The organism is Streptomyces sp. NPDC005496, assembly GCF_042872045.1.
Taxonomy (GTDB): domain Bacteria; phylum Actinomycetota; class Actinomycetes; order Streptomycetales; family Streptomycetaceae; genus Streptomyces.
In genome coordinates this window covers 791646-806041 of record NZ_JBIAJQ010000003.1, presented here as the reverse complement: position 1 = coordinate 806041, position 14396 = coordinate 791646, and the positions used below count along the sequence as shown (strand labels likewise).

General features: G+C 72.5%; 11 protein-coding genes and 1 pseudogene. 6 read left to right on the top strand and 6 right to left on the bottom strand.

Annotation, left to right across the window (positions count from 1 at the left end; genetic code table 11):
• Positions 1 to 15 precede the first annotated feature (15 nt).
• Positions 16 to 1881, top strand: coding sequence for a GMC family oxidoreductase (locus ACFYQQ_RS12230; protein ID WP_355786983.1), 1866 nt, complete (start codon positions 16 to 18; stop codon positions 1879 to 1881).
• A gap of 104 nt (positions 1882 to 1985) precedes the next feature.
• Here the strand turns inward: ACFYQQ_RS12230 and ACFYQQ_RS12225 are convergent, their stop codons facing one another.
• Positions 1986 to 2978, bottom strand: coding sequence for an LAETG motif-containing sortase-dependent surface protein (locus ACFYQQ_RS12225; RefSeq protein ID WP_355786980.1), 993 nt, complete (start codon positions 2976 to 2978; stop codon positions 1986 to 1988).
• Between the two features lie 288 nt (positions 2979 to 3266).
• On the opposite strand from ACFYQQ_RS12225, the gene ACFYQQ_RS12220 reads away from it, so the two are divergent.
• Entirely contained in the window at positions 3267 to 4070 is an 804-nt protein-coding gene (locus ACFYQQ_RS12220; RefSeq protein WP_355782631.1) for a hypothetical protein, read from the top strand.
• Between the two features lie 520 nt (positions 4071 to 4590).
• Here the strand turns inward: ACFYQQ_RS12220 and ACFYQQ_RS12215 are convergent.
• Positions 4591 to 4875 (bottom strand): chorismate mutase, encoded by a 285-nt coding sequence (locus ACFYQQ_RS12215; RefSeq protein WP_355782634.1) that lies wholly within the window; start codon positions 4873 to 4875, stop codon positions 4591 to 4593.
• A 365-nt stretch (positions 4876 to 5240) separates the two neighbouring features.
• On the opposite strand from ACFYQQ_RS12215, the gene guaA reads away from it, so the two are divergent.
• A complete protein-coding gene (guaA, locus tag ACFYQQ_RS12210; protein ID WP_355782637.1) occupies positions 5241 to 6827 on the top strand; it encodes a glutamine-hydrolyzing GMP synthase in 1587 nt (528 codons plus the stop codon).
• Between the two features lie 252 nt (positions 6828 to 7079).
• On the opposite strand, the gene ACFYQQ_RS12205 is transcribed toward guaA, so the two are convergent.
• Positions 7080 to 7568, bottom strand: coding sequence for a pyridoxamine 5'-phosphate oxidase family protein (locus ACFYQQ_RS12205; protein ID WP_355782640.1), 489 nt, complete (start codon positions 7566 to 7568; stop codon positions 7080 to 7082).
• A 185-nt stretch (positions 7569 to 7753) separates the two neighbouring features.
• On the opposite strand from ACFYQQ_RS12205, the gene ACFYQQ_RS12200 reads away from it, so the two are divergent.
• Entirely contained in the window at positions 7754 to 8548 is a 795-nt protein-coding gene (locus ACFYQQ_RS12200; RefSeq protein WP_355782643.1) for a class II aldolase/adducin family protein, read from the top strand.
• Positions 8549 to 8703: 155 nt separating this feature from the next.
• Here ACFYQQ_RS12200 and ACFYQQ_RS12195 read toward each other — a convergent pair.
• Positions 8704 to 9595 (bottom strand): annotated as a pseudogene (locus ACFYQQ_RS12195) (DUF4429 domain-containing protein).
• Between the two features lie 255 nt (positions 9596 to 9850).
• On the opposite strand from ACFYQQ_RS12195, the gene ACFYQQ_RS12190 reads away from it, so the two are divergent.
• Together ACFYQQ_RS12190 and ACFYQQ_RS12185 are read left to right on the top strand one after the other, a co-directional pair.
• On the top strand, positions 9851 to 11464 hold the full coding sequence (locus tag ACFYQQ_RS12190) for a hypothetical protein (RefSeq protein ID WP_355782646.1): 1614 nt from the start codon (positions 9851 to 9853) through the stop codon (positions 11462 to 11464).
• Positions 11465 to 12160: 696 nt separating this feature from the next.
• Complete coding sequence (locus tag ACFYQQ_RS12185) at positions 12161 to 12691, top strand: DoxX family membrane protein (protein WP_355789568.1); 531 nt, start codon at positions 12161 to 12163, stop codon at positions 12689 to 12691.
• 10 nt (positions 12692 to 12701) lie between these two features.
• Here ACFYQQ_RS12185 and ACFYQQ_RS12180 read toward each other — a convergent pair whose 3' ends face one another.
• Both ACFYQQ_RS12180 and ACFYQQ_RS12175 read right to left on the bottom strand, forming a co-directional pair.
• Positions 12702 to 12941 (bottom strand): hypothetical protein, encoded by a 240-nt coding sequence (locus ACFYQQ_RS12180; protein ID WP_355789565.1) that lies wholly within the window; start codon positions 12939 to 12941, stop codon positions 12702 to 12704.
• Positions 12928 to 14310, bottom strand: coding sequence for a PspC domain-containing protein (locus tag ACFYQQ_RS12175; protein ID WP_355789562.1), 1383 nt, complete (start codon positions 14308 to 14310; stop codon positions 12928 to 12930). Before ACFYQQ_RS12175 ends, ACFYQQ_RS12180 begins: the two co-directional genes overlap by 14 nt.
• Positions 14311 to 14396: the final 86 nt, after the last annotated feature.

The window sequence follows — 14396 nt, the reverse complement described above, 5'->3', positions numbered from 1 at the left end:
CAACGAGGAGAGCACGTGTCACAGGAGAACTCCGTCCAGAAGCCGGACGCGGCCGCTCCCGCGGACGTCCCCGCCGGGGGCCCCGCGGGCGCCCCCGCGGAGCGCCCCGAGGAGACGTACGACTACGACGTCGTTGTCGTCGGCTCCGGCTTCGGCGGGTCCGTCACCGCCCTGCGCCTGACCGAGAAGGGGTACCGGGTCGGCGTGCTGGAGGCGGGCCGCCGCTTCACCCGCGAGGCGCTGCCCAGGAACTCCTGGGACGTCAAGAACTACCTGTGGGCCCCGAAGCTCGGCATGTACGGCATCCAGCGCATCCATCTGCTGGGCAACGTCATGGTGCTGGCGGGCGCGGGCGTCGGCGGTGGCTCCCTCAACTACGCCAACACCCTCTACGTACCGCCGAAGCCCTTCTTCGAGGACCCCCAGTGGAAGGACATCACGGACTGGGAGGAGGAGCTGAAGCCGTACTACGACCAGGCCCGGCGCATGCTCGGCGTGCGGCTCAACCCGACGACGACGCCCTCCGACGTCCACCTCAAGGCGGCCGCCGAGCGGATGGGCGTCGGCGACACCTTCCACATGGCGCCGGTGGGCGTCTTCTTCGGCGACGGGGAGGACGCCGACGGCAGCGCGAAGGCGGCCCCGGGCGAGCGGGTCGCGGACCCCTACTTCGGCGGCGCGGGACCGGAGCGCCGGGCGTGCCTCGAATGCGGCGAGTGCATGACGGGCTGCCGCCACGGCGCGAAGAACACGCTGAACGAGAACTACCTCCACCTCGCCGAGAAGGCGGGCGCCGTCGTCCACCCCATGACCACCGTCGTGTCGGTCACCGACGACTCACGTGGCGGGTACGCGGTCCGGACGCTGCCGACCGACGACCGGCGCAAGGGAGCGGGCCGTACGTTCACCGCCCGCCGGGTCGTCCTCGCGGCCGGCACCTACGGGACGCAGACCCTGCTGCACCGGATGAAGGCCGGAGGGCAACTGCCGTACCTGTCCGAGCGGTTGGGCGAGCTGACCCGCACCAACTCCGAGGCGCTGGTGGGCGCGCAGACCGACAACCGCCGCTACCGCAAGGCGTACGGCGCGCCGAAGGCCGACTTCACGCGCGGGGTGGCGATCACCTCGTCGATCCACCCGGACGCCAACACCCACATCGAACCGGTCCGCTACGGCCGGGGCTCGAACGCGATGGGCAGTCTGTCCATCCTCCAGGTCCCCTACGCGGAAGGCTCCTCCCGCGCCCTCGGCTGGCTGGTCAACGCGGCCAAGCACCCGGTGCAGATGCTGCGTTCGCTCTCCAACCGCCGCTGGTCCGAGCGCACCATCATCGGCCTGGTCATGCAGTCCCTGGACAACTCGCTGACCACGTACCTGAAGCCCTCGGGCGCCGGCAAGGGCCTGCTGACGGCACGTCAGGGGCACGGGGCGCCCAACCCCAAGCAGATCAAGGCCGCTTCGGAGGCCGCCACCGCCATCGCCGCCGAGATCAACGGCTTCGCCGGCAGCAACGTCGGCGAGCTGATGGGAACGCCGCTCACCGCGCACTTCCTTGGCGGCTGCGCGATCGGCGACTCCCGGGAGACCGGCGTGATCGACCCGTACCACCGGCTGTACGGCCACCCGGGCATCTCCGTGGTGGACGGCGCCGCCGTCTCCGCGAACCTCGGCGTCAACCCGTCGCTCACCATCACCGCCCAGGCCGAGCGCGCGATGTCGTACTGGCCCAACAAGGGCGAGGCCGACCCGCGTCCGGCCCAGGGGGCGGCGTACGAGCGGCTGGAGCCGGTCGAGCCGCGGTCGCCCGCCGTCCCCGCGGACGCGTTCGGCGCCCTGAGGCTGCCGTTCCTCGGGATGCCGACGGTGCCGCCGAAGAACTGAACCGGCCGCGGCCCGGCCGCCGCAGGACATGAAGAAGGACCTGTGCCCCCCTCCGAGCCCAGGTCCTTCTTCATGTGCGGGGCGTGGGCCCCGGACGGTCCGCGTTACGCGGCGGCGTCACCGGACTTGCGGCGGCGCACCACGAACACCGCACCGGCACCGGCGACGACGGCGGCACCGCCGACGAGGCCGATCACCGGCAGGGCGGAGCTGGAGCCGGTCTCGGCGAGGTTGCCGGTCGGCAGCTCGGAGACGTCACCCTGCGGCTTCTTGATCGGGTCCTTCTCGTCGTCGTCGCCCGGCTCGGCCTCGCCCGGGTTCGGGTTCTCGGAGCCGGCCTTGAGGACCACGAAGTCGTACTGGGCCCAGCCCTCGGCGACGCACTCCTGGCCGTCGACGTTGTCGAGGTAGGCGCCGGAGCCGAAGGAGTAGGCGTCGCCCGCGGGAGCGTTCTTGTCGATGCTGACGCGCAGGTCGACGGACTCGGTCTGCTTCGCCTTCAGTTCCTCGACGTAGAAGAAGTAGTCACCGGCCCACGAGTCGTCGCCGATGCGGGTCCACTTGCCGGACTCGGGGTTCTTGAACTCCAGGTCCACGTACTGGCTCAGGTACTTCGACTCGTCGAGCTCGTAGTTCTCGATCTCGGCGTAGAAGGCGACGCCCTCGATGTCGATCTTCGAGTCGTTGGTGACGGTCAGCTCGAACGCGTGGTAGCCGCTGCCCGCGACGATCTTGCCGGGGAGGCCCTTGATGTCCGCGGACACCCTGGCGTCGCCGTACTCCTCGTCCAGGTCCTCGCAGTACGGGACCTCCGGGTCGTCCGGCTCCTCGCTCGACGTCGCCGAGGGCGTGACCGAGGGGCTGGTGGAGGCCGGCGGGGTGGAGGCCGGGGGCGTCGAGGCCGGCGGCGTGGAGGCCGATTCCGTCGTGGCGGGCGGCGTCGACTCCGGGGAGCTGGGCGCGGGCGCCGTCTCCGTGGTGCCGGCTGTCGGCGTACCGGTCGGCTCGTCCGCGAACGCGGACGGCGCCGACAGCAGGGCCAGCGGGGCTATGACGGCCGTCGCGGCCGCGACGGCCATGGCACGGCGAAGCTTCATGAAGACCTCGGGAAGTCCGGCGCACCGCGGTGACGCAGCACGCGAAAAGTGTCAGGAGGCCTCCGCGGCGGGGCGCGGGTGTGGCCGTTGTGTCAGCAGGTGTGACCCGCGTCGGCCGCCGATGGTTGCACTCTCGCTCACAGAATCCTTATGTGGGCTGAGTCACACGGTGATCGCGCTCCGCGACCGGGGCCCCGCCGCCGTCCGCCCCGGCACCTGTGCGATCGTGACGCGCCGGGCCCGTCCTGTCCGACGCGGCCCCGTCCGGAAAACGTGAAGGTGGGGAACGTGAAGTCAAAGGTGTCGCGCGTCACGGCGGCGGTCGCGGTCATGGCGGCGCTGGGAGGCACCGCGGCGTGCGGCGGTGGCGACGACAAGGGCGGCAAGCCGGCGAAGGCGGCCACGGCGACGGCGACGGCGAGCGGGAAGGCCTCCGGCCCGGCGAAGGAAGGCGGCGACGCGAAGGGCACCGACGGGGCGAATGACACCGGCGCGCCGGAGAAGAGCGCCACCGCCGGGGCGCCCGCCGCGCTGTCCCGGGCCCAGCTGGACAAGGCCGCCCTCGCGGACGGCGAGGTCAAGGGCTACACGGTCGACCGGACGCCCGCCTCGGACATCTCGCTGGACTCCGTGCCGGCCACCCCGGCCGCCTGCCAGCCCGTCGCCGACATGTTCCTGTTCACCACCCGCCCCACGGCCCACGCCGGCGTCGGCCGCGGCTTCACCACGAAGGACGACCTGGACGCCTCGGTCACCTCCCTCGCCCTCCTCTCGTACCGGCCCGGCGAGGCCGACGAGGTCCTCGCGGGACTGCGCAAGGCGGCGGACACGTGCACGTCGTACAAGCACACCGGCTACCGCTACAGCGAGGTGAAGCCGCTCAAGGACCCGCACCTCGGTGACGAGTCCGTCGCGTACCGGCTCAAGGCGTCGATCGAGGACACGGAGGTGCCCACGACCTTCACCGTCGTCCGGGTCGGGACCGTCGTCGTGTCCTTCACCTCGATGAACATGCTGGACCCGGACAAGGTGAAGGTGCCGACGGAGATCGTCGAGAAGCAGCTGGCCAAGGTCGAGAAGGCCGTCGGCTAGGACGCACCGCGTGCCTCCGGGCAGAGCGAAGGGCCCCGCGGGACGGATCCGCGGGGCCCTCCTTCGTCAGCACCGGCGTCAGGGCAGCGCCGGTGCCTGAGAAGCGGCGCCGGGGGGTCGCGCCGCCGTACGAAAACGATGCTGTTGTCTGCTGTGGGACGTGGGGCTGTTCCCGCATCGTGCTGGGTGGGCCGCGGCCTCCGCAACCGTTGCGCCACCCTCGGGAGGATTCCGCCGGCCGGCCCCGGGCGTCCCCGGAGCCGACCGTTCTCTGGAGTGACCGGGCTGCTGTCCCCTGCCGTCCGGTCACAGTCCTGGGACGAGGTCCCACGACGCACGGCACGATCCGCACGTCTCATCGCCCCAACGGAGCCACGCGTGGTTCTTTCGGGCCCGCCCCTGGCTGGCACGGACACCGGGGACAACGAAGCCCGCGCCGCCCCGGTCACGCGCCGTACGGGTGAGAGGGCATACGAACGTAGGTGCACCGGACGCCCGTGGCAGCGGGGCGCGGACGGCGTCAGACGCGGCCCCGGCACAGCTCCAGCAGCAGCATCGCCAGTGAGGTGCCGGGCTTGCCCAGCGCGTCCCTGTAGTGACCGAGGATCTCCATCTCGCGGGAGAGATTCACCCGGCGGCCGCCGGAGGTGATCCGCGCCTCCTGGATCACCGCGGAGACGGCCATCCGCTCCTGGACGAGCCCGATGATCCGGTCGTCCAGGGCGTCGATGCGTTCACGGGCACCGGTGATGACACCGGCGGCCTCGTCGGTGCGGGCGCCGGTCCTGTCCAGTACGTCGGCCATGGTGGGGCTCCTTCTCGGAAGAGGTGCCCCGGGGCGGCAGGACCCGGAAACGCCAGACGCCCCGGGCCTTGTCGGCCCGGGGCGCCTGGGATGTCGCTTGTCAGTGGCTCAAGCAGCACGACCATGGCAGCCGGTGGGCCGGTTGCCATAGGTAAAGACGAAGGTCTGGTGCGAGAGCATGCGTGCAGTATGCACCCCGGGAACACGGCGGTCCAAGCCCGGCCGGGCGGGATCTCAGCTCGCGAGACCGGGCGTCACGGGCCCGGAACGGGGGGCTTGGGCGGTGCTTCCGGGGACGGGAGGGGTTCTCCGCGGGCCCGTTAGAATCGGAGGTACAGACCCCGTAGACCGCCGGAAGGCAAACCGTGCCATCAGCACCCTCCGCTGCCGCCAGCCCCGACACCGTCCTGGTCGTCGACTTCGGCGCGCAGTACGCCCAGCTCATCGCCCGCCGCGTCCGCGAGGCCCGGGTCTACAGCGAGATCGTGCCGAGCACCATGCCGGTCGAGGAGATCCTCGCCAAGAACCCGGCGGCGATCATCCTGTCCGGCGGTCCCTCGTCGGTGTACGCGGAGGGCGCCCCCCGCCTCGACCGCGCGATCTTCGAGGCCGGGGTCCCCGTCTTCGGCATGTGCTACGGCTTCCAGCTGATGGCCACGACCCTCGGCGGCACCGTCGACAACACCGGCGCCCGCGAGTACGGCCGCACCCCGCTGCACGTCTCGAAGTCCGGCTCCACCCTCTTCGAGGGCACCCCGGACGAGCAGTCGGTCTGGATGTCCCACGGTGACGCCTGCTCCGCCGCCCCCGAGGGCTTCACGGTCACGGGCTCCACGGACGTCGTCCCGGTCGCGGCCTTCGAGAACGACGAGAAGAAGCTGTACGGGGTCCAGTACCACCCCGAGGTCATGCACTCCACGCACGGCCAGCAGGTGCTGGAGCACTTCCTGTACCGCGGCGCGGGCCTCACGCCGAGCTGGACGACCGGCAACGTGATCGAGGAGCAGGTCGCGCTCATCCGCGAGCAGGTCGGCACCAAGCGCGCCATCTGCGGCCTGTCCGGCGGCGTGGACTCCGCGGTCGCCGCGGCCCTCGTGCAGAAGGCCATCGGCTCCCAGCTGACCTGTGTGTACGTCGACCACGGCCTGATGCGCCAGGGCGAGACCGAGCAGGTCGAGAAGGACTTCGTCGCGGCCACCGGCGTCCAGCTGAAGGTCGTCGACGCCGAGGAGCGCTTCCTCACCGCACTCAAGGGTGTCTCGGACCCCGAGGAGAAGCGGAAGATCATCGGCCGCGAGTTCATCCGGGTCTTCGAGCAGGCCCAGGCGGAGATCATCGCCGAGGCCGCGGAGGGCGAGGACGTCGCCTTCCTGGTGCAGGGCACCCTCTACCCGGACGTCGTCGAGTCCGGCGGCGGCACCGGCACCGCCAACATCAAGTCCCACCACAACGTGGGCGGCCTCCCCGAGGACATCGAGTTCCAGCTCGTCGAGCCGCTGCGCAAGCTGTTCAAGGACGAGGTCCGCATGGTCGGCCAGGAGCTCGGCCTGCCTGACGAGATCGTCCAGCGGCAGCCGTTCCCCGGCCCGGGCCTCGGCATCCGCATCGTCGGCGAGGTCAACAAGGAGCGGCTCGACCTGCTCCGGCACGCCGACGCCATCGCCCGCGAGGAGCTCACCAAGGCGGGCCTCGACCGCGACATCTGGCAGTGCCCGGTGGTCCTGCTCGCGGACGTCCGCTCCGTCGGCGTCCAGGGCGACGGCCGGACCTACGGCCACCCGATCGTGCTGCGCCCCGTCTCCTCCGAGGACGCCATGACGGCGGACTGGTCGCGGCTGCCGTACGACGTCCTGGCGAAGATCTCGACCCGGATCACGAACGAGGTCGCGGACGTCAATCGTGTCGTCCTCGACGTGACCTCCAAGCCGCCGGGCACCATCGAGTGGGAGTAGCCCTCCCCGTCGGCCACCGGCCGGCGTGAGCGCCCGGCGTGCCGGGGGAGAGCTGAGAAGGGGCGCCGTCCGGACCGGACGGCGCCCCTTCTCGTGCGTCCGGGTGCGGACCGGCGCGGTCAGGTGCGTCTGCGGTCCGTGGCGGTTGGGGGCTTCTGACGGTCCGCGACGGGGCGAGGGCGTCGGACGGTCCGCAGTGGTCGGGGCGTCGGACGGTCCGTGGCGGTTGCGGCGTCCGGTGGTCCGCGGTGGTCAGGTGCGTTTGAAGGTCCGCAGCGGAGAATCCGGCCGCCAGATCCGCACCACCAGGTACGTGTCGTCCTCCACGCACGTCCGCACGACCTCGGTCAGCTCGGTGCGGAAGAGGTGGAACGCCTCCGGGCCCGGCGGGTTCACCGCCTCGGTGTAGCGCCCCACGACCTCGGGGTCCCGCACCTCGACGGCCCGACCGGCGACCCGCACGTCGCCGCCTGCCATGTCCGTCCCCGGCCCCGGGTTCGCCTGGAGCGCGAAGCGCGGGTCGCGGCGCAGGTCGAGCGCCTTGAGCGAGCCCGGCATCATGCCGAGCCACAGCTCGCCGTCCAGGAAGCGCACCTCGATCCCGGTGGTGCGGGGCGAACCGTCCTTGCGGAGGGTGGCCAGGATGTGGTGGGTGAAGGCTCCGAAGCGGGCCTCCGCCGTCCGGGCGAGTTCGGGTTCGGCGGCGGCGAAGGCCGCCCAGTTCGACGTGGTACCTGTCATACGACAAGTCTCGTCCCCATACCGGACACCTGCTGTCGGGTATTCGGGGGTCGCCGCGCGGGTACCCGACGGTCGGGACATCTCGCGTAACGGTTGTGCACTCTCTTCCCGGAACGGCCCTGTTCTCCTGCGCTGACCGCGGGTAACTTCCGCTCCGTACCGAACACGCCAGTGCTGGAGGACATATGCACGGGCCCAAGCCGCCCCTGCCCGTACCCACCGACCGGCTGCGGTTCGCCATGCCGCCGATGCACGAGTCGCTGGAGGACGAGCGGCGCCACCGCAAGGAGCGGCTGGCGGGCGCGCTGCGGATCTTCGGGCGGTTCGGATTCGAGGACGGGGTCTCCGGCCACATCACCGCCCGCGACCCGGAGTACAGCGACTGCTTCTGGGTCAACCCGTTCGGGATGCCCTTCAAGCACGTCACCGTGAGCGACCTGGTCCTCGCCAACCAGGACGGGCAGGTGATCGAGGGCAGGTACCACGTGAACCAGGCGGCGTTCACCGTCCACGCCCAGGTGCACGCCGCCCGCCCGGACGTGGTCGCCGTCGCCCACTGCCACTCCGTGCACGGACGGGCCGTGGCCGCGCTCGGCGACCTGCTCGACCCCATCACGCAGGAGTCCTGCGCCTTCTACGAGGACCACGCGCTGTACGACAGCTACACCGGCGTCGCCGTCGACGCCGAGGAGGGCCGCCGGATCGCCTCCGCGCTCGGCAGCCGCAAGGCGCTCGTCCTGCGCAACCACGGCCTGCTGACCGTCGGCGACTCCGTGGACGCGGCGGCCTGGTGGTTCCTGTCCATGGAGCGGTCCTGCCAGGTCCAGCTCACCGCGCGGGCGGCGGGACGGCCGATCGTCATCGACCACAGGCAGGCGGTCGCGACCCGCGAGCAGCTCGGCGGCGACCTGGTGGCCTGGATCAACTACCAACCCCTGTGGACGGACATCAGCCGCAGCGAGCCGGATCTGCTGAGTTAGCGGCGGGGCGCTGCGGGCAGGGGCGGGCGTAGTCGGGCTGCGCGGGGCGCTGCGGGCAGGGGGCGACCGCGGGTACTGGGGCTGCGCGGGGCGAGGTGGTGCGGGGGCGTGTGGTCGGGCTGCGCGAGGTGGGGCGGGGAGACACCGGGGGTGGGCTAGAAGTCCCGGAGTACGGCCGCCCCGTCGCCGCGAACTCCTCGTCCGTCAGCACGCCGTCGCGGTACAGCTCGCCCAACTCCCGCAGCCTGCGCAGGAGTACGTCGTGGTGATCCGCCGAGGGCGGGAAGACGGTCGCCGGCCGGGGGTGGCCCGTGTGCTCGCCCTCGTGGGTGGAGGGGTGCGTGGAGGGGTGCGGCAACCGCGCGGTGACCGCGGCCGCCACCAAGGCCGTGAGCAGTCCCGGCGCGTGCTGCCCCACAGGTCGAGCGCGTACGGGTCCTTCTCCGGCGGCAGCTTCGAGTACACCGCCTCACGGGTCACGAACCGCAGGAAGCCGTCCCCGTGACCGGAGTTGGGCAGCCACTCGACCTGGACGACGTCCCCGACCCCGATGATCCTGGGGCCCGTCGCCCGTTTGACCCGGTCGGACGTGTCCGCCCAGTCGATCCGCACCCGGCCGCCGTCGAAGGAGACCGTGCCGTCGCTGGAACGGACGGACACCGGGACCTGCGGCCCCGGCAGCAGGTACGCCTCGGCCGGTTCCTTCGGGATCTGCTCCAGCAGCAGGGCCCGGCGGATCTCCTCGGCGAGGTACTCCGCGATGCCCGCCCGGTCGACGTCCACGGCCAGGCGGTACGGGTCCGCCGTCTCCGGGAGCCGGCCCCCCGTCGCCTGGAGCAGGGGGTCGGCGCCCTCGCGCAGCCTCAACCGGAGCCGCCCGCGCCTGCGTTCCGGTTCGAGGACGATCCCGGCGACCGCCTCCAGCGGCACCGTGATCTCTCCGTACGTCTGCCGGAACAGCGGCACGGAGCGGTGCAGTCCCGGGGTGATGCGGACCGTGCTGCCGTCGAACGCCCAGGTCCCGTCGCGCTGGATGATCTCGGCCATACGGAAATTCTCCCAGCCGGGTCAACACGGAGCCCGGCGTCTCACCCTCGCTGACCACACCCGGCGAACGCGGACCGTGTTCCGTGCGGCACAATGCGTCGTCGTCGCGGGGCAGTTGTCACGCAGTTGTACGGCAGTCAGGCGTACGGGAGGCCCGGCGACGCGGGAGCATGTGACGCGAGGTCCTCGGGGATCTCGTGGGACTCGCAGGAACCTGCGGGACCTCTCTTTGTTGCGGGGAAGGCGGCAGCGGGCGTGGCGGTGCAGGAGGCGAGACAGGGCGGGGAGCGCGGCGACGGAACCGGGTCGGGGTCGGGGTCGGGTTCCGGGGCCGGGGCCGGGGTCGGGGCCGGCTCGGGGGCGAGCGCCGGCGCGGGTTCGGGGGCCGGCGCGGGGGCCGGCTCGGGAGCTGGTTCGGGGGGCGGGGCCGGTACGGGCTCGCGGTCTGGTGCGGGTTCTGGGGCCGGGTCGGGCGCCGGGTACGGGGCGGGTTCTGGGGCTGGGTACGGCGCCGGGGCGGGTTCTGGGTACGGGTACGGGGCTGGTTCGGGTTCCGGGTCCGGGCACGGCGCCGGGGCGGGTTCCGGGTTCCGGTCCGGGTGGGGGTCGGGGCCGGTTTCCGGGCGCGAGGGCCACGACGGTGGCTGCACGTGCGGGGACTGTCCGCACGGCGCCCGCGAGGGGCACCGGCGCGCGGTCGCCGAATTCCTCGCCAAGCGCGACGAGTTCGCGGCCGGGCAGGGGCTGCCCGCCGCGGTCGCGCACTCCGTCACCGCGTCCCGGCAGTGGGTCTCGGACGAGCTGACCCAGTCGGCGGCCCTCGTCGCCGAGCGCGGACGCGTCGAGGGCGAGGCCTGGCTGGCGCGGCTGTGGCGCCGTACCGCGTTCGCCGTCTGGGGTGTCGTCGGCGTACTGCTCCTTGGGCAGGCGCTGACCGCGATCGGCGCGGGGTGGTCGCCCGCGCGGACCTCAGGGCTGGTGGCCGCGGTTCTCGTGGGCGGGCTGCTGACCGGTGCGGGGTATTTCCACCGGGCGCGGGGCGGGGTCCTCGCCCCTGTCGTCGGCGAGGACAACCGGCTCTCCACCTCCCGTGCGGTGGCCGCGAGTTGGGTCGTCCTCGTGGTGTACGCCGTTCTCGTCCTCGTGGGGCAGCTGGCCCTCGCGTCCGGGCACGCCGAGCGGGACCGGCTCATCTCCGGGCTCGAACTCGCCCGGGGCGCGGGTGTGGTGACCGTCGTCGCCGTGGTGTGCGGGATCGCTGTGCTCGTGCGGCGTGTGGTGGGGCTGCGGGTGCTCGGGCAGCGTCTGCAGAAGGTGCGGGCCGATCGTCCCCGGGCCGCCGATCTGCTCACCGACGACTCGGGGCGCGGGAGCTTCGCCGACATCCAGTACGTGGTCGTCGGTGCCGTCGCGCTGGTCTTCGCGGTGGTACGGCTGGCCCGGCGGCCGGAGCAGTTGCCCGATCTGCCGTGGGGGCTGGCGGTGCTGGTGCTCGTCTCGGCGGCGACGTATGTCGCGGGGAAGTACGCGGAGGGTGGGCGCCCGGTGATTCTGTCGGTCGTCCGTGCGCGGGAGGCGGGGGATCTGGACGCGCCGATCCGTACGGGGGACGACATCGAGATCCGCGGGGCCGGGTTCGTGCCGCCGGGGGCGGGGACGGCGGACCGGCTGTCCCGGATGGTCGTCCGGATCGGGCCGGTCAACGTCCACGTGCCGCTGGTTCCGGTGCCCGGAGGCTTCAGCAACCCGACGGACGCGGTGCTGACGGTGCCGGTGCCGGTGGATGTGGAACCGGGACGGGTGGAGGTGCAGGTGGTCACCGCGGCGGGAGTGGAGACGAACCGTTGCACCATCGACGTGACGGACTGAGCGGGCGCGGTGTCCGGCCTTGTGGGCGTCGGACGCTTTCCGTCCGGTGGGTGGGTCGGGGCCGTGCCGGTACATCCGGCCGTCGGTAGTTGGTGTCGGCGTCCGTTACCAGCGTTCCTCGGTTGCGTACGTCCCCGTCTCGACGGCCATTTGATGTACCGGCACGGCCCCTTCGGTCGCAGGGCGGCTTGCGGTCGTGGGTGGTTGAGCTGCGGGGCGCGAGCCCGGTGGACCTAGCTGCGGGCATGCGTGCCGCTCGGGGCGATGGGGGTCCCCCCGCTCGAGCGGAGCCGAGAGTGGGGGAGGGTGGGCGCAGGCGGCTCCCCGTTGGCGCCGGGGTCGCCGACCTACCCCGACCTCAGCCGTGGCGCCGGTGCCGATGCAGCCGATTTGGAGTGGGCCCCACCCGGGTGGCACCCCGTTGGCGCCGGTTTGCCGTTCTACCTCGGCGTCGGCCGTGGCGGTGGGCGCTGGTGTGCGTGGGGGAGTGGGCGTGTTCCCAACGGGGTGCGGTGTCTCGGAGGCGCCGAGTTTGGTGGGTCCCTGTAGAGGCCCGCCGGGCAGGTGGGCCTCGGGGGTCGGGACAGGGGCCGTCTCGTGTGGGGGCTCCCTTGGTGGGGTGAGCGGGGGGAGCGTGGCGTACGTATGGTCTGTTGAGGGGTCAACGGCATGGTGGGGCGAGAGGCGGCGGCAGCGATGACTCACGGCATGCGTCCGGACACGCACGACAGCACGTATCCCGAGGGAGACCGGACGTGGCGGGACTCCGCCACGCGCTACGCCCTGCTCCCCCTGCGCGTCTTCCTCGGCGTCACCTTCATCTACGCCGGTCTCGACAAACTCACCGACAGCGCCTTCATGAAGGACGCCGGAGCCGGTTCGATCGGCGACATGATGCGCGCCGCCCGCAACTCGTCCGCGATCCCCGCCCTCGTCGACCTGGCTCTCAACAACCCCGTCGGCTTCGGGTACGCCATCGCCTTCGGCGAGCTGGCCGTCGGCATCGGCACCCTCCTCGGTCTGCTGGCCCGCCTCGCCGCGCTCGGCGGCGCGCTGATCTCCCTCAGCCTCTGGCTGACGGTGAGCTGGGCCTCCGATCCCTACTACTACGGCAACGACCTGGCGTACCTGATGGCCTGGCTGCCTCTCGTCCTCGCCGGCGCCGCGGTCCTGTCCGTGGACGCCGCCCTTCGCGCCAGGCGCCGCCGCGCGGGCGTCTACTCATAAGGCCGCCCCGTCAGCGGGACGCCCCCGCTTCAGAAGGGGCCCGCTCCGCTCTGGACGAGCGGCGTCGGCGCAGCGCGCTCGTCAGGAACGCCGCCGCGCCCGCCAGGCACAGGCCGCCCGCGACGATCGGGATCACCGCGAACCACGGGGTCTCCCACAGGCCGCCCGCGTCACCGGCGTAGACGACGCCCGCGAGGGCCAGGAAGCAGCCCGCTATCAGCTTTCCCGGCTGGAACTCATGACGTAGCACGGGCCACCTCCGCCTGTCCGGCGCCGACTTCCAGCTGGAGGTCGAGCGTGCCCGCGCTCTTGCCGCCCGTGGCCGGGGGGAGCGTCACATGTTTGTTCCTGCCCGGCTGCACGTCCACGTCCTTGCTGTCGTCGCCCGGCAACTGGATGTCGCCGACACCCACTTCGATGTCCAGCCGCACGGTCACGTCGTCGGGGACCACCACCTTCAGCCGGCCCACGCCGACCTCGGCGTGCGTGGACACCGTCTGGCCCTTGGCGAGGTCGAGGCCGCTGAGGTCCAGGGTGCCGACACCGGTGCCGAGGTCGTAGGTCCGCTGTACGTCGGAGACCGCCGCCGGGGTCCACGTGGTGCGGACCCAGTGGGTGCTGATGTCGCCGGGGAGAGCCGCGGCGCAGGCCAGCAACCCGGCGGTGACGACGGCGAGGAAGACCGAACCGGCCCCCGTACGGCCGAGGAAGGCGCTGACCGCGATGCCGACGCCGAAGACGACGAGCGCGCAGGCGAGCCCGGTCTGCACGCTGGTGCCGAGCGCGTGGTCGTCCCAGGTGAGCCCCGTGCCGAGGGCGCCCGCGACCAGTGCGGTCAGGAACACCCAGCCGCCGATCCAGCGCGGGCCGCGCGGCTGCGGCTCCTGGGACACGCGTATGTGGCTGCGGGACGTGCCGCGCGCGATGTTCACCGCAGCCGCTATGTCCCGGTCCCGGGAGTCCGGGGGACCCCACAGATAGCCCGTGCCGCCGACATGCGTGCCGTCCTTGACGATCGGGTCGCGCCACCAGGACGGGTACGCGTACGGCACCGGGGGCGCCTTGGCCTCGGGCGGGGCGTCGGCCGCGGCCTGCGCGGCGAGCGGGTCGGGATCGGGGTCGCCGCGCTGCTGCGACCAGTACCCGGCGCCCGCCAGCAGGATGGCCAGTATCACGGCGAAGGCGAGCACCCCGCCGTTGTGCAGCATGGAGAGGAAGACGCCGCAGCCGACCAGGGCGAAGAGGACCGCTGCCAGCGCCTGGCCGTCGACGCGGCCGGTGAGCAGCTTGCGTACCTCGTTCTCCTCGTCGTCGTCGGTCGGGACGAACAGCCAGACGAAGCCGTAGAAGATGAGGCCGAGGCCGCCGGTCGCGGCGAGCACCGCCAGCACGATCCGGAAGATCACCGGGTCCATCTCGCACTGCCGCCCGAGCCCGGCGCACACCCCGCCCAGCATCTTCTGCCGGCGGTCGCGCCGGAAGCGGTGCGGGGGGCCGGGCGGGGCCGCTCCTCCGTGCGCCCCGTGCGCGCGCGGCTCGCCGGCGGGGCCGGGGCCGGCCGCTCCGGCGCCCGGGCCCGGACCGGGATCCGGTGCCGCCGCGTGCTGGTGATCTGTCATGGGTCCATGGTGACGGGCGAGGGGCCGTGAGGGGAGTCGGGATGACCCTGGCCCGACCCTGAGATCGTCCCTGACGAGGCCGGGGG